Origin of the sequence: Halarsenatibacter silvermanii (genome assembly GCF_900103135.1) — a bacterium.
Lineage (GTDB): Bacteria > Bacillota > Halanaerobiia > Halanaerobiales > Halarsenatibacteraceae > Halarsenatibacter > Halarsenatibacter silvermanii.
The window spans coordinates 81,498-101,716 of the sequence record NZ_FNGO01000003.1 but is presented as its reverse complement, the minus strand read 5'-3'; the positions used below and the strand labels follow the sequence as shown (position 1 = coordinate 101,716).

The window sequence follows — 20,219 nt, the reverse complement described above, 5'->3', positions numbered from 1 at the left end:
GAGCATGGCTGATAAAGAGATTAATTCTGAAGATATAGAACAAAAACAGGGTTTAAAAATTAGCGTTGATGGCGAAGAATATACCGCTGCCGAGGATATGACTGTATTAGAGTTTCTGAGATCTATCAATAAAGAAGTCCCCAATCTCTGTTATATGGAGGGAGTCTACGAAAGCGGAGCCTGCAGGGTTTGTCTGGTAGAAAATGTAGATAGCGGTGAATTGATAACTTCCTGTAATACTCCTCTGGAAGAAGGTATGCGCATTGAGACTAAGAATGATCGCGTGAGGCAGACCCGGATCATGAATCTTGAATTTCTTTTATCCAACCACGAAAGTGATTGTCCCAGCTGTGTGAAAAATGGCAGCTGCGAACTTCGTCAGATAACAGAGGAGATGGGGATAAGGGATGTTAGATTTTCCGGTGAAAAAACAGAGCAGCCCGTGGATGAATCATCTCCTGCTTTAAGGCGGGTGCCCGATAAATGCATAAACTGCCGGCGCTGTGAGAATATATGCAGTGATACGCAAACAGTCAATGTGCTGGCAGCTGAAGGCCGCGGATTTGAGACAAAAATAGGTCCGGCTTATTTTGAGGAATTGGCCAGCAGTCCCTGTGTAATGTGTGGGCAGTGTGCGGTGGCCTGTCCGACCGGAGCTATCGCTGAAAAAGAGTACATCAATGAGGTATGGCGGGCTTTGAATGATTCCGATCAGCATGTAATTGTACAGACTGCTCCGGCGGTGAGGGTAGCGCTGGCCGAGGAGTTTGATCAGCCCCCTGGAACCATTGCCACCGGTAAGATGGTTTCGGCTTTGAGAATTATGGGTTTTGATGGGGTTTTTGACACCCAGTTTACCGCTGATTTAACCATAATGGAAGAGGGCACTGAGTTTATCGAGAGATTTGAATCTGGCGGGCAGCTGCCGCTTTTCACCTCCTGCAGTCCGGGCTGGATTAAATTTATCGAGGCTTTCTATCCTGAATTCCTTGATAATGTTTCCAGCTGCAAATCACCCCAGCAGATGTTTGGAGCTCTGGCCAATTCATATTATCTGGAAAAAGAAAATCTTGATCCAGATGAACTGACCGTAGTTTCTATAATGCCCTGCACAGCAAAAAAATATGAAGCTGACCGGCCGGAAATGGAAGAGGATGTTGATTATGTACTGACCACGAGAGAATTTGCCCAGATGATAAAACAGCAGGGCATTCATCTCTGGAATCTGCCGGAAGGCAATTATGACAAGCTGATGGGTAGTTCCACCGGAGCTGCTGCCATATTTGGCACGACTGGCGGCGTGATGGAAGCAGCTTTGAGAACAGCCTATGAATTGATTACAGAACAGGAGCTGCCGGAGCTGGACTTTTCCCCGGCCCGGGGACTATCCGAGGGTATAAAAGAAGCCTCGCTGGAATTGAACGGAACGGAGGTAAATATAGCGGTCTCTCACGGTTTGGGCAATGCCCGGGAGGTACTGGAAGCGATCAAAAACGGCCGAGAATATCACTTTGTCGAATTTATGAGCTGTCCGGGCGGATGTATAGGTGGAGGCGGTCAGCCGATTTCAAGAGAAAGTGAGACTCTGGAAAAGAGAATGAAAGCTTTATACGAAATAGATAGAGAAAAAGACAGGCGGAAATCGCATGAGAATCCTCAGGTGCAGAAGCTTTACAGTGAATATCTGAAAGAGGCCGGCAGTAGCAGGGCCCATGAGCTTCTGCATACTGATTATACGACCCGGGATAGTTATGCTAAAAATGGTGGTTAAAACCTGCATTAAGACCCTGGATTAAGACTTTTATAAATCTAATCAATACAGATAATTTAATAATCCCTGCCTTATTTGCGCAAAAATGGGGCAGGGGTTTTGTTTTTAGCATTAAAGGAGGATGTGCCTGGAAGGATCAAGAAGTAACATATGAGGTGGAAAAAATGACTGAGGAAGAAGATTATGATCACGAAGAGATAGCTAATGCTGTCCTGCATGGAGCAGGGCTGGGTATGTCCCTCACTGCTCTGGCCGTTTTAATCGTTGTAGCCCAGCTATACGGCGGCAGGCGGCATATAGTTGCCAGCAGTATTTATGGGTCCACTCTTGTCATTCTTTATCTGGCTTCAACCCTTTATCATAGTTTTCCCCGGGGTAAAGCGAAGTATATTCTCAAGATAATAGACCATTCTGCTATATATCTGCTGATAGCGGGAACCTACACCCCCATAACCATTTTGTTTTTGCGGAATAGAACCGGCTGGACCATTTTCATTATCATCTGGATTTTGGCGCTGGCGGGAATTATCATAAATGTTTTCTGGTTTAATAGGCTGGAAAAAGTGTCTTTTTTCCTTTATCTGGTCATGGGTTGGTTGAGTATCTTCGTGCTGAGATCGCTGCTGGTGGCACTGGGAACTACCAGCCTTATTTTTCTGGCCCTGGGCGGGCTTTTTTACACGGTAGGTGTATTGTTTTATGTCAAAAAAGATCTGAAATACAATCATGCTATCTGGCATATTTTTGTTCTGGGCGGCAGCATATCTCATTATTTTACCATTTTACTCAGCCTGCTCAACTAATTTCTGGACTGCAGGTCCTGCCAGCTTCAAAACAAAAAGTAGGGGGGATGAATTTTGGAGGATTCAGAAAAAAGCGAAGATCGGAATAAAGCTCCAGGGTGGCTAAGCTACGCCCGGCGGCTGCAGACTATAGCTCAGGCCGGGCTGACTTATTCTGAAAACAAATATGACCGAGAAAGATTTAAAGAGATTCAAAAAATAGGTGCCGAAATTTTGCGCGAGTACAGCAGTTTAGAAAAGGAAAAAGCTGAGGATCTGCTGGAAAGTGAGATAGGATATCCCACTCCCCGGGTTGACGTAAGAGCAGCTATCTTTCGGAAGGGAGATATTTTGATGGTCAAAGAAAAAATTAATGATCGGTGGTCGCTGCCCGGTGGCTGGGCCGATATAGAGTGGTCGCTTAAGGAAAATCTAATCAAAGAAGCGCACGAAGAAGCGGGAGTCGAAATAAATCCCCGGCGAATTATCGGTGTTTTTGACAGGGGAACTAAGGATGAGGAAGCCCTTTCCTTCTACGGTATCTATAAAATATTCGTGGAGTGCGATTTTATTTCGATGGATTTTCAGGAAAATATTGAAACATCCACCGCTAAATTTTACGGAAGAGATGACCTGCCGAATATATCCAAAGAGCGCAATACAGAGGAGGAGATTAAGCTCTGTTTTGAGGCGAGGAATAAAGAGAATTTTGAAGCAAAATTTGATTGAATTTGAAGTCGATTAATCTTGAAATTTTTTCAGTTTGGAGGAAACAGAATAGGGGGAGAGTCGATGAAAGAAATCCTGCTGGATGATATAAAACCGAAAAGAACATCTGAAGAGCTTTTTAATATGAGCAAGTTTGCGGAAAGGGAGGGCTGGAAGCAAAGATTTTTGCAGCTGGCTGAAGAAGCTATCGAGATTGCCCGGCCTAAAGCGATCTATAAGGTGGCTTTTATAGATGAAATTGATGATGAGGAAGTGCAGATTGAAGGCATAAAGTTTGAGAGCAGGATTTTGAGTGAAAATCTGAAAGATGTGGGCCGGGTTTTTCCTTTTGTAGCGACCTGCGGCTGCGAGCTGGAGGATTGGGCTGGAAATTTTGACAACATGATGGATGATTATCTGACAGATGATATTAAAGAGATATTTCTTGCTGATGCCAGAGAAAAACTGGAAAAGCATATAAAAAACAATTTTAATCCCGGTGCCATGTCCAGAATGAATCCCGGTTCTCTTGAGGATTGGCCTATAGCTCAGCAGAAAAGTCTTTTTGATTTGCTGGGGAATGTCTATAAAAAAATCGGAGTTGAGCTCACCGATTCTATGCTGATGAAACCGAATAAATCGGTATCCGGGATCTTCTTTGCCGATGAAAAAGATTATAACAACTGCCGCCTCTGTGCGCGCGAAAATTGCCCCAATCGGGAGGATAAATTCGATCCGGAGGCACGTGAAAAGCAGCTGTAAGCGGATGGAATAATTGATCTCATTTCATTAAATAAAATAAAAAAAGCTGTATTTGAGTTAGGCTGATTTGTAAATTTGTTTTTAATATGATAAGATTGATTGTGAAAATTATTATATTCACAATAAAAACTTTGCGCTGGAGGTTATATTTTTATGAGTAATGAAATAGCTGACCCCGCTCCTCTGGGTCTGGGAGGATTCGCACTGACAACTTTTGTATTGAGCTTTTATAATGCCGGAATAATGCCGGCTGAGGGAGCTGCAATTGTAGCTCCTCTGGCTTTATTTTATGGCGGTCTGGCTCAATTTATGTCCGGTATGTGGGAATTTAAAACCGGAAACACATTTGGTGCTACCGCCTTCACTTCTTTTGGAGCCTGGTGGATGTTTTATGCTCTGCTTGAATATTCCCTGTTTTTGGGTTGGCTCGAGCTGGGCGATGCTCACTTGATGTCGATGGGACTTGTGCTGACCGCCTGGGCAATATTCACCTTTTACATGTGGCTGGCCAGTTTCTCTCTGAACAAAGCTGTCTGGCTTATATTTTTGACCCTCTGGGTTACCTTCGCTCTGCTGGCCCTGGGAGATTTTATTTCACCAGTCTTTGGTCATATGGGAGGTTATCTGGGCATAATCTGTGCTTCGATTGCCTGGTATACCTCAGCAGCGGAAGTTATCAATGCGACCTTCGATAAAGAAGTTCTTCCTATCGGTTCTCCAGTCGTAGACGAACAGAGAGTCAGCGGCACTCCCGCAGATGAAAGATAAAAATAAAAAACGGTTTAGACAGATCTCAATCTTTCGGAGGTGATGTGCAGATTTTTATCACCTCCGATTTTTTTATTTTGCAGGGAATACCAATCCTTTTAAAGAAGTTATTAAGCAAACCGACTGTACAGATCGACCGCAGCATCCTTATAATCGACTGAAAGCAAAAGTTTTTTAAATGGAAGGGAGGGATGTTTTTTGACCCTAAAAATTATGCTGACCGGGGACGTGCATCTGGGCAAAAAATTTTCCAGTTATCCTGAAGATACCGCCCGCGAGCTAAAACAGTCTCGCTTCCGGTCGCTGAAAAATGTTGTTGATGAAGCCTGTCGGCGTGAATGTAATTTGCTCGTGATAGCCGGAGACCTGTTCGATAAGGTGACCATACCCGAGGGGGATCTGCTCGAAGCAATAAACATTTTAAGTGAATTTTCTGGAGACCTGGTGGTTGTACTTCCGGGCAATCATGATTTCGCAGGGGTTGATTTATGGGATGACTTCAGGCGTAAATCTCCGGCCGATGTGGTTTTACTGGACAAAACAAAACCTTATGAGCTGAACAGATTTGATCTCGAAGCTACAATCTATCCTGCCCCCTGTGATGATAGAACCTCGCGGGAAAACAACCTGGACTGGATAAAACAAGAGGATATAAAAGATGCCAGATTCAAACTGGGGGCTGCCCATGGCGCCTTGAAGGGGATTTCTCCGGATATGACCGATAGCTATTTCAGCATGAGACGGGAGGAGCTCAGAGAGCTGGATATTGATCTTTGGCTTCTCGGCCATACTCATATACCGCTGCCCAAAAATGTCGATGAAAATGTTCAAAATGAATATATATTTAACTGTGGAACTCCGGAACCAGATGGATTGGACTGCAGTCATGAGGGGCAGGCCTGGTATATAGAACTCGAGAAGGACGGAAGCACGAAAGCGATACCGGTTAAAACGGGAGAATACAGGTTTATAGATATCGCCCGGGAGGTAAACAGCGAAGATGATTTCGCCTGCCTGCTGCAGGAAGTTCGTCAGAAGGAAAAAGCTGAAAAAACTGTTATGAGGATAAAAATTGTCGGCAGAATACCGGAAGCTGCATATAAAAAGAAACAGGAATATTACCGCAAATTTCGTGGCTCAGTTTTCCATCTGCAGATACTGGATGATGACCTGAATCTCCAGCTTAACAGAGATAAAATAGCCGAAGATTTTCCGGAAGGTTCTTTTCCCTATCAGGTTCTGGAGGAACTCATCGGTGATGAGAGGGCGCTGGAACTGGCCTATGAACTTCTGCAGGAGGTAAAAGAATGAATATTAAAGAACTCAGCATAGATGTTTTTGCCGGGTTGAGCGATGTAGCGGTCGAATTTGATGATGGTTTGAATGTATTATACGGTCCCAATGAGGCCGGCAAAAGCACTGTTATCAAGTCTATACATGCCTCATTATTTATCGAACCAAAATTAAAGTATAACAGATCAGGACTGCAGGGCAAAGGATTTAGAGATCGATTTTTTCCTCACCCCAGAGGCAATTATGCCGAAGCCGGTCTGCAGCTGCAGACAGAACAAAAAGTTTACGAGATATATAAAAAATGGAGCAATGAAAATCCGGATGGTCATCTGAAACTGCCCGATGGTTCGCGAATTTCCTATGAGAAAATCAAGAGTGAAAGGCAAAAACTTCTTCCCTATGGAAAAAGCACCTATGAAAATATTGTCTTCACCCGCCAGGAAAAGGTGAGAGATCTTCTGGAAAAGATCACTGAAGAAGACGAGTTTCAAAATTTGAAGGATACTATCAGCAATTTTTTGCGCAGAGCCGTGATGAGGTTGGGCAACGTATCAGCGGAAAAATTTCGCAGCCGTCTTAATGAAGAATATCATGAGCTGACCAGAAAATGGGATCTGCAGGGCAACTGCCCTTCCAACCCTGATAGAGGTGTGAATAATCCCTACAAGCAGGCCAGAGGCAAAATATATGATAAATATATCGAGAAGGAAAACCTCAGAATCAAGATCAAAGAGGCAGAATCAGTGGAAAAAGAATATCGCAGTCTTAAATCTGAGATAGAAAAACTTGAAGATGACAGGGAGAAAGTAAAAAAAGCTCGTGATGAACTGGCAAAAAAAGAAGAAGAAATCAACAAAAGACAGAAGATTGAGCATGATTTAGCCGGCAAAAGAGAAAAGATAAAAAGGCTCGAAGATGTTCTCAAAAAATGGCCGAAAGAGAAAAGCTCCCGGTCTGAAAGAAAAAATGATCTGAAAGAAATGAAAAAGAAAATCGATGAATTAAAATCTGAAAAAATGCGGGCGGAAAAGCATAAAGAGAGAAAATCTCTGCAGAAAAAATTTAAGACGGCCAAAAAATTAAAAAATGAGATAAAAGAGCTCGAGTTACAAAAAAAAGATCTAAAAAGCGTGAATGAAGATAAACTAAAAAAGCTGAGTGAGTATCGGGACAATCTGAGGGAGGCCAGGGCCAGCCTGAAGGGAAGCAGGTTTCGGATCAAAATCATCCGTTCAGAATCTGAAGAAATAACCATAAAGGCAGGTTTGGAGGAGGATATCGAAGCAGAGGTCGGTGATGAAGTCGAGGCTGAGGGATTTGCCAGAATAGAGACCGAGCATGAGGAGATAGAGGTGGAATCAGCAGAATTGGATGTTACCGGTCTTAAAAAGGAGTATGAACTGAATAAAGAAAAGTTTGCTGAGCTGCTGGAGGACATTGGAGCTGAAGACCTGGAAGCGGCTCGTGAAAAACTGCAAAAAGTAAGAGAGATCAAAAATGGTATAGCCACCAGGAGAGAAAGAGTCAGGGACCTGCTCGGGGAAGAAGATTTTGCCGAAATAAAAGAAAGGTTGAAAGGTCTGGAGGAGCTGGAATCCGCCCGGGAGCTGGAGGAGATCAACGAAGAAATTGAAAATCTGATCGCCAGAACAGGAAAGATAGAATCTGAGATAGCGGCAGCCGATGATAAAATAGAAGAATGGCAGCAGGAATACGAGAACCTGGATAAGCTCAAGGAAGAAAAAAACAATTTGCGGACAGATATAAAGAAGCTCAAGCGAGAACTTGCTCAGCTTTGCGAACTCCCCAAAGAATTTGATGATGCTCAGGACTTTAAAGACAGGCTGAATTCGCTGCGGCAGAGACATGAGCAGCTGGGAGATAAAATCAGGAAAAAAGAACAGCAATTATTCTCTGTAAGAGAAAATCTGCCGGAAGAGTCGATTGCGGAGCTTAAAAATATCAAACAGGAAAAAGAAGGAATGTTTGAACGGATGGTTGAAAAAGCACACAAATATAGAAAGATCAAAAAGATAGTGAAAAAAAAGCTGGAAGAGATAGATGAACAATCCTTCAGCCCGCTGGTCGATTCTTTCAGCAGCCATCTTTTCAGGCTTACAGATGGAAATTATAAGCTGGGTAATATAGATGATGAATTTGAGATATTGCTCAGGCAGGCTGAAGGCCGCCGAGAACTTCCCGCTGTTCAAAGATTGCTTTCCTACGGCACATTTGATGCCGCAGCTCTGGCTTTGAGATTTGCCCTTTTTGATAATCTTTTTGCAGATAAAGATAGTTTTTTAGTTCTGGACGATTGTCTGGTCAACCTGGATGATAGGCGCCAGGAAAACGCTGTCGAATTAATTCAGAAAATCGCCCGGGACTATCAGGTGATTTTTTCCACCTGCAGCAGGGAAACGGCTCATAAACTCGGCGGCAATTTAATAGATATTTCTGAAAAGTAACCACTCAACTTATACATTGGCTGGCAGTTCATAACTGCCCCGGCTGAAAAATTCATTTAAGATTATCGAGCTAAGTACTACCAGCGGCAGCGAAAGACCTATCCTAAGGGCGGTGAATTCCAGACCGATAATGGAAGCTTCCATTATGCTCATGGGAATCATAACCAGGGAAGCTGAAGTTATATATGTGAAAATAGAGCTGTAATCAGCCCCTTTATGGTAAAGTGAGTTGGCTGCGGGGAAAGCTACAAAAGTTCCTCCTACTGTCGTGGCAGCCAGCAGAATAGCATAAATATGACGTTTGAAGCCGGAGGATGATCCAAAATGTTTTTCTATGGTTTCTCTATCTACCCAGATTTCGAACAGCCCTATAATCACAAAGGCCGGAGGTAAAATCAGCACCATATCACGGGCAAATATGAGAAAGTTTTCTCCCATTGCCACTCCTGGACCGAAGTTCAAAAGCCAGGAAATGCCTAAAAACAGCATGAAACCGCTAAAAAAAGCATAATCGACCTTATGATCTTTGTTCTTTCCTTTTTTCATTATATAATCACCTCGCCATAATAAAGTCCGATCAAAAGTGTTAAAATAGCCGCTATCACCAGACTGGCAGTGTTTCTATAAACTGTAGCTTTAATGCCCATGTATTCCTTCTCAAGAGGATAGGTCAAAACTCCTACCATTTTTAACGGGATGATAAATGAAGCTATAACCATAAAGCTGACTCCCTGACTGAGAAGTATGCCTGCCAGAGGATAGGCTATAAAACCAGGCATCATGGTTATAGATCCCAGAATCAGCCCGATAAAGCTGCCCAGCAGTACATTTTCCGTACCCAGATATTGAACAATCAGATCTTCAGAAAAGAACAGGACCAGCGAAAGCAGCACCAGCAGCTTAAGGTACCCGGGCAGAATTTTTACCAGTTTGTTTTTTCCGCGCTTAATAGATTTCCAGGTTTTTTCGCGATCGAACAGAAAAGATATGAAGAGCAAAGCTGCCATAATTAAGTAGAGATATTGCATTTAATTGAACCTCCCTAATCGCAACTTTTTAAGTACCCCTGAGGGGTATGATTTCTGGGTCCATTATATCCTTCGGCGTAAGAATTGTATGTAAAGTGATTTACCCTAAATTTTTTGGGAAATTCTCCGATAAAATTTCCGATCAAAGAGGTTTTTTTCTGAACATCCGGAAAATTATAGTAAGAATAATTATAATTTGATAATGATTGAATTCGTAGAAAGGAAGGATAATATGCAAAAGTTATTGCTGGCTGTGGATGGTTCTAAAAGCTGCAGCAAAGCGGTGGGAAAAGTTTATGAGCTGGCAGATGATATGGATCTCGATGTCACCGTACTGACAGTTCTGGAAAAGGCTATTCCAAAAACTTATTCAGAAGAATTTGCCCGGGAGGCCTTTTCGCGCAGAGAGGGCATGAAAGAAGAGGCGAAAGATATGGTCGATACCTGCAGTGAAGGGCTGGAAAAAAAAGTTAGCAAATTAAAAAAAGAGGTCAAAACAGGCGTTCCTTCCGATGTGATATGTCGCACTGCTGAAGAGGGAGACTATGATTTCGTGGTTGTCGCAGATAAAGGGAGAGGAGCTGTGAAGAGATTTTTGATGGGGAGTACTGCTGAAAGAGTTACCAGGTACAGCCCGATTTCCGTAATAGTGGTCAAATAATAAAAATCTTAATTGAGGAGAGATTGTTGATATATCATTATGAAACCAGATGTCAAAAATACTCGATTCTGGACTCGCACAGCTTTTTTGCTGACGCTGGCTCTGGTCTTCCAAATGAGCGGGCTGCCACAGCCTGTGACCGGACCAGCGATTAATACAATTCTGTTCGTGGCAGTGATGATGCTGGGTTCAGCTGCCGGCATATTGATAGGTATATTGACGCCTTTGGTGGCTTTTTTGCGGGGCATACTGCCTCCGCTGCTGGCTCCTATGATCCCTTTCATTGCTATTGGCAATGCCGTTTTAGTTCTGGTATATGCACTTTTGAGCAGGATGCTGGCAGTCAAACCGAAATCGGGCTTCACTTTTAAAAATATAGCTGCTGTAGCGGCGGGGGCTGGGGCAAAGTTTTTGATACTGGCGGGAGCGGTCAGTTTTCTGGTCGAAGTGCCTCCTGCTATGGCCCGGATGATGACTATTCCTCAGCTGTATACCGCTCTGGCCGGTGGTTTTCTGGCCGTTTTGCTGCAAAAAACTCTGGCGGAAATTCTTCAAGCAAATAAGGAGTGATGGATTTGGCACAGGAAAAAACGCATGGTAATAAAGGTAAAATTGCTATAATTCTTGTTGTGGCAGTGATTGCTGGTCTTCTTATTTTGAATTACACGCTAAATAATTTGATAACCGATAGCTTTGCTGAAGGTCTGCAGGAAGGCTTTAAGAAAACGCTGGATGATGAGGAGGTTGAAATGATCGACGGGAAGTTTTCTTCCAGCCTCTGGCAGGGAAAAATAATAGGGGATGAGCTGAAATACAATCACAGTCGGGGAGAAATCCATATCGAGGAACTCGATGTTGACATGACAGCAGGTGAGATGCTGGGTCTTTTAACCGCCGAAGAATCTGAAGAGCATCTTCTCAATCTGGATGATTTTGAGCTGACTTTTTTTGATATTAATTCTTTTAATGAGAACGGGATAGAAATTTCCCGGCTGAATAAACTTTTGATTAATTATTCCGGAGAGGCTGATATAGAAGATTATCACTGGAATTTTACCGCCGGGCTGGAACTGAAGGATATGAACTTCGATTTGTTGAACTGGGGAGAGGTAGATCAGGCAGATCTGGAACAAATTCGTCAATTTTTGGGGCTGGATCTGGGGCAGATAAGATTCAGCAGCCTGAAAGTGAAGCTCAGCAGCGAAGATCTTTTTCCAGGGGAGAATGATGAACAGGTGGATATAACCTTAGATGAGTTGCGTTTTACCACAGATTTTTTGTCGTTTGATTCCTATCTTGATCTCGGTTATTATCAGCCCCGGGACGAACTAACCATTTATGAATCCGATATATATCTGGAATTTGCTGATAGTCAGCTGCGGGACGGTCTGGAGTTTTTGACTCATATTTATGAAATGCCTGTAGAATTTGAAAATGATGGTATGCGCCTTTCTCCTCACGGACCGATCGATGATTTGCAGTGGAGATGAATTTACTGCCGTTGACTTAATCTGGCTGCAATATAAAAAATCAGCGGGCCAACCCCTTTTTTGACACATGTCAGAAACCATGTTAAAATGAAATTGTAATGATCAAATGTTTAAAAAAGGGGGTGGCTATGTCTCGAAGAGATGGCCCAGGTCCTGCAGGAATGGGGCGATGACAGATAGAGTTTCTGTTCATTGTGCAGGATGTAATGTCCCCCATTCTGGCAATCAAATGAACTGGATGCTGTCAGAGACAGAAGCGATGAACTCGAGTCGAAAGTGTAATAAAAAATTGGGCTGAAGTAAAACTGCTCCGCTGAGCAGCATAGGGTAAACTGTAATCAGCTCCGCTCTCTGCACTGAAGGAGAGGCGGGGCTGATAAATTTATCCGAGGCTGGGGGGATATTCATGCTCACAAGAAAATCTGAGCTAATGGAAGAGCTGATATGCAGCGTCAGAAATAGCGGTTTTAGGCTGACAGAACAGCGAAGAGATATTCTCAAAACACTGGTCGAAAACGCAGAAAAACATTTGACAGCTGATGAGCTGCACAAAACTGTCAGGCAAATAAATCCTGATATAGGTCTGACAACCATATACAGAACTTTAGAACTTCTGGAAGAGCTGGACCTGGTCAGGAGGTTAAATTTAGGGGAGCAGGAAGATTATTTTGAGTTTGTCAACTTCAGAGACCATCATCACCACCTGGTTTGTCTGGACTGTGGTAGAGTAATCGAATTTAAATCAGAAGATTTAAATAAATTTGAAGAAAATATTGAGGAAAAATATGGTTTTATTCCCCGGGAACAACGAATAAAATTTTTTGGCAGCTGTCAGGAATGTCAAATGGAGCAGGAGGACAGCGCTTACGAGTGACAGATGTGGCCGGGAATATCTGGCCGCATAGCTGAATATTCGCATCCTGTAATTACAACTGCTTGTTTATATGTTCCTAAGAAAATAATAGCTTCCAAAATAAGCAGTAAGAATATGACCAAAACTATATTAAACCAGCTGATATTTAGAAAATCCGCATAAAAATCCGCATTTAGGACATGAATTTATCTGAAATGTATTGAATATGCGGGCATAATGCGGTATACTTTAGTCAATAAAATGGTTAATTATTTTTATTCATTGTTTTTTTAATATTAAATTAACTTTTATGCGCCCCAGAGGTGATGGCAGTGGCTGCAGAAGATTCCAATCTTAATAAAAACATGTGGAAGAAAATAATGAAATTTGTCAACCGGACCTGTGTAAAAGCCAGTTTCGAGAAATATTATGAAAAAATTTTGCAAGAATTGGATCATTTCATACTTTTTGATGCCGGTCATATACTCGAGCATAATGACGATCAGGATTTTTCGAAATTTATTACCGTAAATATTGATTATGAAGTTATAGATGAATATGTAGAACATTTTCAATATATAGATCCGCTGAAAAACTGCATTTTTGACACACCATCAGCGCTGAAAAGCTCACTGGTTTTTGATCATCGCAGCTGGAGGAGGACTAATTACTTTAATAATTTTCTTTCGCCCAATGAATTTTACTACCTCTGCGGGGTTGATATTCACTATAGAGGCGAAATACTGATTACTATAACTTTAATCCGCCAGGAAGAGAGCGGGGATTTTAGCACAGCTGAGCTTCTTTTTTTGAACCGCGTTAAGACAAGTATAGCCTGCCATATCCATCTTTTAAAGAAAATACACCCTCAAAGTCTCTCCGATCAAAAGTATATCAATATCAAATACCGGCTGAGCATGGAAAAATTTGACTTTACCCCAAGGGAAAAAGAAGTGGCCTGCCTGGTCAGGTCCGGTCAATCAAACCTTGAAATCAGCGAAGATCTGTTTATTTCCGTGAATACCGTCAAAAAACACCTTCAAAATCTTTACAGAAAGGCTGGAGTTTCCAGCCGCCAGGAATTAATCCACAGATTGCTGGAAAATTAATACTTATCCTTCTGCTTCTTAACTCCCTATCTTTTCTCACTTTTCCTCCTAATTTTTCAATAAAAATTACCCGATCGGGTAATATTATACTTTTCTCATGCCTGATATAATATCCTTAGAGGTATATTCTCTTTTGTCAATTTCAGCAGCAGGCTGTTAAGAAGGAGGGATTGCGGTGACCGATAATATCTTTGCCTCTCTGCCGATGGGGGCTGCTTTATTAAAAAAAAATCTCATAATAGATCAAACCAACAGGGAGTGGTCGAAACTTTTTGCAGAGATGGACCGGCCTGCGACTGAGCTCGAAAATGGCAGCAATTATCCTGAAATCTTAAGAGGAGCGGGTTTTATCCAGGAGGATATCGATGAGCTGGTTAAAGAATTCAACCTCCTGATTGAGAATGAGATAGAAAAATTTAACATGGATCTGGAATGCGTAAATGGTGAAGAAAAATCCCGGTACGCGCTCAGAGCTGGCATAGTTCAGGATAAAATCCTGGTAGTAAAAGAAGAGATAACCGTCAGCGAGTGTAATAATAACAAACTGGAAGGGCTGCTGAAAGAGTATAAAATTGTTTTCGACAGCGTTCACTCCAGTATATTCCTTCTGGGAGTTGACGATAACAAAAGAATAACATTTCAAAAATTGAACCCTCTGCATGAAAAGTTAACCGGTCTCAGCACAGAGAATATCAAAGATAAGACGCCTGTGGAAGTTTTTGGTCCTGAACTGGGAAAAGAAATTGAAAAAAATTACCGGAAGTGTCTGAACAAGAGAGGGAAAATAGAGTATGAAGAAAAGCTTACTCTGCCTGAAGGTGAAAGGGTATGGAGCACGAGTCTGACCCCTATAATTTTTGATGGCAAAATAGAGAAAATCATAGGGACTTCACGGGATATTACCAGAATCAAGAAAAGAGAAAAAGAGCTGAGATATGTCAGTTATCACGACAAATTGACCGACCTCTATAACAGGTTTTATCTGGAAGCGGAGATGGATCGACTGGACACGGAAAGGCAGCTTCCTATCAGCATGATCATGTGTGACATAAATGGCATGAAGATCGTTAATGACACCTATGGGCATAAAACAGGAGATGAGCTGCTGGTCAAAGTAGCCGAAATTCTTCAGGCCAATACTAGAGAAGAAGATATAGTTGCACGCTGGGCCGGGGATGAATTTGTGATTTTGCTGCCCCAGACAGGCACCAAAATGGCCAGAAAAATTGTGGATAGGATAGAGGAAACATGTCAGAAAACTGAAATCGCAGGATTTAAAATCTCTCTGGGGCTGGGTATCGCCACCAAAGTTAATAAAGAAGTAAATTTGCAGGAAGTGCTGTCTCAGGCTGATGAAAGGATGTATAAAGACAAATTAACCAAAGGAAAAAGCCCAGAATATAAGGCTGTTCAGAATATGCTTGCCACTTTGAGGGTGAAAAAAACTGGGGCTGAAAGACATTATCTGAGAATAAACGAGCTGGCTCTCAAGCTGGGAAGGGTATTGAATTTGCCGGAGAAAGATTTACACAATCTCTCACTGGTGGCTATTCTGCATGATCTGGGGAAAGCAACGATCCCGGAGGATATATTAAATAAAACTGAAGAACTTAGTGGTGAAGAATGGAGACTTGTCAAAAAGCATCTCGAAAGGGGAGGTATTCTGGCGGCAGAAACGGAGGAATTTTCTTTTATAGCTGAAGAAATTCTGCACAGGCATGAACGCTGGGATGGTCAGGGCTATCCTGATGGGCTGGAAAAAGAAAATATACCGCTGCTTTCCAGGATTATAGCCGTAGTCGATGCCTATGACGTTATTCTCTGCGGCAGCAACTATCGTGATCCGGCCGGGAAAGAAGCAGCGCTGAAGGAAATAGAAGAAAATGCAGGCAGTCAATTTGATCCCGAGCTGGCCAAAAAATTTGTGCAGATGATGCGGGCGGAGTAATCGGTAAATATTTGGCATCTGTGGTTCAGACGTACATTCCTATTCCGGCCACCATCCTTTAGTTGATCTTCCGATCGTTCTCGGTCATAAATTGTGGGGCATGTCCCAGATTTCGTGGCGGTCGATAGCAGATTTGTAAAAATGGATGATATCCGGTCAATGTTGGCTGGAATGGAGCTATGGCTGAGCCAGCGGCTGTAGGTATTCATGCGGTCAGGAGGGCCAATTTTCAGGTGGGCGATAAGGCTCCTGTTGATGAAGCAAGCAGCGGCCGAATGGAAGTAGTGCTCGAACATGACCGGGAGGATTGGTATTCAGACCTTAATGATCATTAAGTTGATTAAATTAATTGCTTGACTTAACTTTAATGCTGTGCTATTATTCAAGTTGAGAAGTATGAATACATTATCATAAGGAGGGAATTTTATGAAAAGAAATCTTATTATCGCTGCGGTAGCAATCGTATCACTATCACTTGTTTTTGCTTTCTCCGCTGACGTCTCTGCTGATTCTCATGGTGAAGCTTCCTATGGGGAACACTGGGAACTGCTGGATGGAGATTATCGAGGCAGCTTTATGGATCATGGTGTGATCAACATCAGTCTGCAGGTCACGATAGAGGATGAAGAAATCGTCGGTGTCAGTATGAGACATCAGGAATATGATGGCGTGGATTATTATGAGGAGGATGTTTCTGATACTTTTCTGGGAATCAGAGAACAATACGAGTCAGCTCTTGAGTATCTGGTAGGAGCTCAGGGTCTCAGCGAAATAACTGAAAGATTGAGTTATCTGGAGGGCACTCCTGAAGGCACGCCGGCTCTTGAAGCTATAGAGCCTGAAGAAGTAGATGGTTTCACCGCGGCAACTATCAGGTCATCGAAAGTTGTTTCCGCTGTTAGAGATGCCTTTAATCGGGGAAGATATCGGGAATAATTGTCCGGAGAGAGTTTTAAATTACGTTTCAACGTAAATAAATAAGCTGATCTGCAAACTCAGCGGCTGGCTCAAAGGAAGATTTTGAGTCAGCGTTTTTTTTATTTTGATGGATTTTTCATTATCTTGACAGAGTAAATAAACTAAATTATACTTGTTGGTAGGAGTTAAGTTAATATCAGGAAATCAAGTTAAGTACAGAAGGAGGATTTTATATGATAGAGAAAAAAGATGCGGCACTGGTCAAAAAAAATGAAAAGTTAAAAAATATTCTTCAGGGATATGGCAGTGTTGTGGTAGCTTTTTCTGGAGGCGTAGACAGCGCTCTGCTGCTGGATTCTGCTCTGGAAGTTTTGGGAAGGGATAATGTTCTGGCCGTAACTTCCTGTGCGGAAACATATCCCGACCGGGAACTGGAAGAAGCCAGGTCGCTGGCCGCTGAAATCGGAGCAAAACACAAAATAATCAGAACTACAGAGCTTGATAACGAAAACTTCACCAGAAATGATGAGGATCGCTGTTATTACTGCAAAAAAGAACTGCTTTCGGATTTAAAAGAGATGGCAGAGAAGAAGGGTTATCGGGAAGTGCTGGAAGGGTCAAACTATGATGATGCTAAAAGTGAATATCGTCCCGGGATCAAAGCTGTGGAGGAGCTCAAGGTAAAAAGTCCTCTGAAAGATGCCGGGCTAAACAAGAAAGAGATAAGGACTCTGGCCAGGCGCAGAGATCTTCCCGTATGGGATAAACCTTCTTTTGCCTGCCTTTCGTCTCGTTTCCCCTATGGAGTAAAAATTGAAGAGGAGAAACTGACGAGAGTGGATGAGGGAGAGGATTTTCTGCAGAGCTTTGATTTTGATCAGCTGCGATTAAGGCATCATGATGATGAAACGGTCAGAATAGAAGTAAACCCTGAGGAACTGGACAGGGTTTTAGAACACAGAAAAGAGATAATAAAAAAGCTAAAACAGCTCGATTATACCTATGTAACCCTGGACATTGAGGGTTATCGGACCGGCAGCATGAATGAAGTTATATCATAGATATTTGGACCTTCTCCACATCCGTTGGGTGTCGATGTATCGGTGGAAAGGATTACGAATTTTAGCCGAGAAAGCCTCGTCCATGTTAATGGGCGGGGAGGATGTCAAAGGGGAGATAAAATATCAAGCGAAGTCAGGGCTGTAAATAAGACTATATTTGAGACCTTTCATCAGGTTCTGATGGAAGACCTGGAGGTTGATGCGGCCAAAGCCGGGGCGGGAGGCCCTATCTTGATTTGTTAATCATGGTACAGCAAAAGGAAATCAGACTGCTGACAGGAATATGTAGTTAGGTGAGGAGGAAGAGATATGCTCCGCAGCGTTTCAACTTTTTTTCTAATATTCACCGCTTTTTGGTACATAATCTATTCGCGCAATATACTGGACATGGGCAAACAATATCCCAGCCGCAGTGCTGCTCTGCTGGGGGCCATAATGACTTCTCTGCTGGCTTCAGGGATTTATCTGGTCTTAATGTTTTTTATGGGATGAATGCGCAGGGTGAGGATGAGCTGTCATGAAAATTAAGTGTTTACTTAACGGGTGCCACAGGTTATAGCTGAGTTTATGCTTTCTGGCAGTTTGGCTGATATTTTTGCTGTTTTTCCAGCACCGAAAAAGATATTCTACTTCTTTTTCCAGTTCCACAACTTTTTTGCGAAGTTACCTTTTTTTCTGGATTCCCCTATGTTTTACTTCAGAATTTTTTCCCTAAAACAGAGATAGGAAAGATGTAATACAATTCCGGCAGAGCAAATAGATCCCGATCTCTATTACATTTTTCAGTGGTCGGGATTAGATCTTGACAACTATATTCTTTTATTGTAATATAGTAATTGAGATCGATTCTGGAAACCGGATGGTAACTGCCTTTTATTTTATATGAGAGCAGGGTGGGAAAAACATCGAGAACAGAAAAATTTCATTGTGAGCGAAGCTTTATATCTTACAGTAGAACTAAATGAGGTTTTTTACACACCTTTTAAACAACTGAAGACAAGAAGATACTTAAAATAATTGATCTGCTTTACCAAAAAGAACGATATAAAGATAAGGGCGAAAAACTCAATTTAACCTGACAAAAAATTCAAGCTTGAAGGGTGATTTCATGAGCAGACTAAATAAAATACTTTTATTCATTGCCGTATTTATAGCAGTATATTTCATACCTTTTGAAACAGCTATGATCCAGGAGGCCATAAATGAAGCCTTTTTGATGCTCCAGTATTATGTGCGGGAGCATGTGCTTTTCTGTTTGATTCCAGCTTTCTTTGTGGCGGGCGCTATAGCAAACTTCCTTTCCCGCAATGCCATAATTAAATATTTTGGAGCCGGAGCCAATAAAATTCTTTCCTATTCAGTGGCCTCAGTTTCAGGTGCTATACTTGCTGTATGTTCCTGTACTGTGCTGCCGCTTTTTGCCAGCATATATAAAACCGGAGCAGGTATAGGACCTGCCACAGCATTTCTTTATTCCGGACCGGCTATCAATGTGCTGGCAATAATTCTGACCGCCCGTGTTCTGGGCTGGCAGCTGGGACTGGCCAGGGTGATTGGAGCAGTCTTCTTTGCCCTGGTGATAGGCATCTTAATGGCGGTAATATTCAGGGATTCCGAAGAAGACAGGCAGAGCGATCTGGTTACTGCCACCACCAGTGCAGAAGAATCCCGTTCCAGCCTGCAGAATCTGACCTATTTTATAGTTCTGGTGCTGGCCCTGATATTTATGGCCTGGGCTGAACCGGAGCAGGCCGAGGGTATCTGGTATCAAATCTTCCAGATTAGATGGTATCTCACCGGTGGACTCTTAATCATTCTGGCAGTCATGCTGGTTAAATGGTTCAATAAACAGGAACTGAAGGACTGGCTCGAGGAAACCTGGAGATTTACAGAGATGATAGGCCCCCTGCTCTTTGCCGGTGTTCTCATCGCCGGATTTTTGATGGGACGCCCCGGCACAGAGGCCGGCTTGATACCCGAGCAGGTAGTCGCCGATTTTGTAGGTGGCAATTCCGTATCCGCCAACTTTTTAGCCTCTATACTGGGAGCCTTCATGTATTTCGCCACTCTGACGGAAGTGCCCATACTTCAGGGGCTTATGGGGTTGGGCATGGGTGATGGTCCTGCGCTTGCCCTGCTTCTGGCAGGACCAGCTTTGAGTCTGCCCAATATGCTGGTAATTCACAGCGTTTTAGGCACTAAAAAAACCTCCGTCTTTATTGTCCTGGTTGTGATTATGGCCACTATAAGTGGTATGATTTTTGGTAACCTGGTATTATAGCAGAGTTTAAGCTGAAATATGATTAAAAATCAAACAAAAGAGGTGATAAAATGAAAGTTGAAGTTTTAGGACCGGGCTGCAAGAATTGCGAGACGCTGGCAGAAAGGACCAAAAGAGCCATTGAAGAGTTAGGGCTTGAAGCCGATTTTGAGCATATCAAAGATATGAATGAGATGACAGAACGGGGGATTGCTCTATCTCCGGCTTTAGTTGTGGATGGTGAGGCAGTAGTTACCGGTGAAGTGCCATCAGCAGAGGGGATAAAGGATATTTTGCAGAATAGTTAAAGCAGAGCAAATTTGAAGAACAGACAGTTAAAGT

At 42.7% G+C, this 20,219-nt stretch carries 22 protein-coding genes; 20 read left to right on the top strand and 2 right to left on the bottom strand.

The features are described from left to right. The first annotated feature begins 4 nt into the window (after positions 1-4). From BLT15_RS02320 to BLT15_RS02290, 7 genes are all read left to right on the top strand, one after another. On the top strand, positions 5-1,771 hold the full coding sequence (locus tag BLT15_RS02320; protein ID WP_089758270.1) for an NADH-dependent [FeFe] hydrogenase, group A6: 1,767 nt from the start codon (positions 5-7) through the stop codon (positions 1,769-1,771). A 164-nt stretch (positions 1,772-1,935) separates the two neighbouring features. Beyond that, a complete protein-coding gene (trhA, locus tag BLT15_RS02315) occupies positions 1,936-2,574 on the top strand; it encodes a PAQR family membrane homeostasis protein TrhA (RefSeq protein ID WP_089758398.1) in 639 nt (212 codons plus the stop codon). 54 nt (positions 2,575-2,628) lie between these two features. Then, the gene (locus BLT15_RS02310) at positions 2,629-3,282 is read left to right on the top strand and encodes an NUDIX hydrolase (protein WP_089758268.1); all 654 of its coding nucleotides are present in this window, start codon (positions 2,629-2,631) and stop codon (positions 3,280-3,282) included. Positions 3,283-3,345: 63 nt separating this feature from the next. After that, on the top strand, positions 3,346-4,023 hold the full coding sequence (locus BLT15_RS02305) for a vitamin B12 dependent-methionine synthase activation domain-containing protein (RefSeq protein WP_089758267.1): 678 nt from the start codon (positions 3,346-3,348) through the stop codon (positions 4,021-4,023). Between the two features lie 153 nt (positions 4,024-4,176). Further along, a complete protein-coding gene (locus BLT15_RS02300) occupies positions 4,177-4,791 on the top strand; it encodes an acetate uptake transporter (RefSeq protein WP_089758265.1) in 615 nt (204 codons plus the stop codon). Between the two features lie 198 nt (positions 4,792-4,989). After that, positions 4,990-6,102, top strand: a complete 1,113-nt coding sequence (locus BLT15_RS02295) for a metallophosphoesterase family protein (RefSeq protein ID WP_089758263.1) — start codon at positions 4,990-4,992, stop codon at positions 6,100-6,102. After that, the gene (locus BLT15_RS02290; protein WP_089758261.1) at positions 6,099-8,549 is read left to right on the top strand and encodes an AAA family ATPase; all 2,451 of its coding nucleotides are present in this window, start codon (positions 6,099-6,101) and stop codon (positions 8,547-8,549) included. The genes BLT15_RS02295 and BLT15_RS02290 overlap by 4 nt, the downstream gene beginning before the upstream one ends. Positions 8,550-8,558: 9 nt before the next feature. On the opposite strand, the gene BLT15_RS02285 is transcribed toward BLT15_RS02290, so the two are convergent. Continuing rightward, entirely contained in the window at positions 8,559-9,095 is a 537-nt protein-coding gene (locus BLT15_RS02285; protein WP_089758259.1) for a permease, read from the bottom strand. Then, positions 9,095-9,577, bottom strand: a complete 483-nt coding sequence (locus BLT15_RS02280) for a hypothetical protein (RefSeq protein ID WP_089758257.1) — start codon at positions 9,575-9,577, stop codon at positions 9,095-9,097. Before BLT15_RS02280 ends, BLT15_RS02285 begins: the two co-directional genes overlap by 1 nt. 202 nt (positions 9,578-9,779) lie before the next feature. Here BLT15_RS02280 and BLT15_RS02275 point away from each other — a divergent pair, with 202 nt between their 5' ends. The 13 genes from BLT15_RS02275 to BLT15_RS02215 all read left to right on the top strand — a co-directional run bounded on the left by BLT15_RS02275 (position 9,780) and on the right by BLT15_RS02215 (position 20,185). Then, positions 9,780-10,238, top strand: coding sequence for a universal stress protein (locus tag BLT15_RS02275; protein WP_143422996.1), 459 nt, complete (start codon positions 9,780-9,782; stop codon positions 10,236-10,238). 39 nt (positions 10,239-10,277) lie between these two features. Further along, positions 10,278-10,808 carry an ECF transporter S component gene (locus tag BLT15_RS02270; protein ID WP_200769673.1) on the top strand — a complete coding sequence of 177 codons (531 nt, stop codon included), beginning with the start codon at positions 10,278-10,280 and terminating at the stop codon, positions 10,806-10,808. After that, entirely contained in the window at positions 10,808-11,728 is a 921-nt protein-coding gene (locus BLT15_RS02265) for a hypothetical protein (protein ID WP_089758252.1), read from the top strand. Before BLT15_RS02270 ends, BLT15_RS02265 begins: the two co-directional genes overlap by 1 nt. A gap of 406 nt (positions 11,729-12,134) precedes the next feature. Then, on the top strand, positions 12,135-12,602 hold the full coding sequence (locus BLT15_RS02260; protein ID WP_089758250.1) for a Fur family transcriptional regulator: 468 nt from the start codon (positions 12,135-12,137) through the stop codon (positions 12,600-12,602). A gap of 311 nt (positions 12,603-12,913) precedes the next feature. Further along, positions 12,914-13,690 carry a helix-turn-helix transcriptional regulator gene (locus tag BLT15_RS02255; RefSeq protein WP_159429770.1) on the top strand — a complete coding sequence of 259 codons (777 nt, stop codon included), beginning with the start codon at positions 12,914-12,916 and terminating at the stop codon, positions 13,688-13,690. A 175-nt stretch (positions 13,691-13,865) separates the two neighbouring features. Then, on the top strand, positions 13,866-15,638 hold the full coding sequence (locus BLT15_RS02250) for a sensor domain-containing diguanylate cyclase/phosphohydrolase (RefSeq protein ID WP_089758246.1): 1,773 nt from the start codon (positions 13,866-13,868) through the stop codon (positions 15,636-15,638). 7 nt (positions 15,639-15,645) lie between these two features. Beyond that, complete coding sequence (locus BLT15_RS13860; RefSeq protein WP_089758397.1) at positions 15,646-15,777, top strand: alcohol dehydrogenase catalytic domain-containing protein; 132 nt, start codon at positions 15,646-15,648, stop codon at positions 15,775-15,777. Positions 15,778-15,817: 40 nt separating this feature from the next. Beyond that, positions 15,818-15,973: a hypothetical protein gene (locus BLT15_RS13175; protein WP_159429769.1), complete on the top strand. Its 156-nt coding sequence runs from the start codon at positions 15,818-15,820 to the stop codon at positions 15,971-15,973. Positions 15,974-16,064: 91 nt separating this feature from the next. Continuing rightward, a complete protein-coding gene (locus BLT15_RS02240; RefSeq protein ID WP_089758245.1) occupies positions 16,065-16,574 on the top strand; it encodes an FMN-binding protein in 510 nt (169 codons plus the stop codon). 215 nt (positions 16,575-16,789) lie between these two features. Further along, the gene (larE, locus tag BLT15_RS02235) at positions 16,790-17,617 is read left to right on the top strand and encodes an ATP-dependent sacrificial sulfur transferase LarE (RefSeq protein WP_089758243.1); all 828 of its coding nucleotides are present in this window, start codon (positions 16,790-16,792) and stop codon (positions 17,615-17,617) included. 309 nt (positions 17,618-17,926) lie between these two features. Further along, on the top strand, positions 17,927-18,109 hold the full coding sequence (locus tag BLT15_RS02225) for a hypothetical protein (protein WP_089758239.1): 183 nt from the start codon (positions 17,927-17,929) through the stop codon (positions 18,107-18,109). Between the two features lie 616 nt (positions 18,110-18,725). Further along, positions 18,726-19,898 (top strand): permease, encoded by a 1,173-nt coding sequence (locus BLT15_RS02220; RefSeq protein ID WP_089758237.1) that lies wholly within the window; start codon positions 18,726-18,728, stop codon positions 19,896-19,898. Between the two features lie 50 nt (positions 19,899-19,948). Further along, positions 19,949-20,185, top strand: a complete 237-nt coding sequence (locus BLT15_RS02215) for a thioredoxin family protein (RefSeq protein WP_089758235.1) — start codon at positions 19,949-19,951, stop codon at positions 20,183-20,185. Positions 20,186-20,219: the final 34 nt, after the last annotated feature.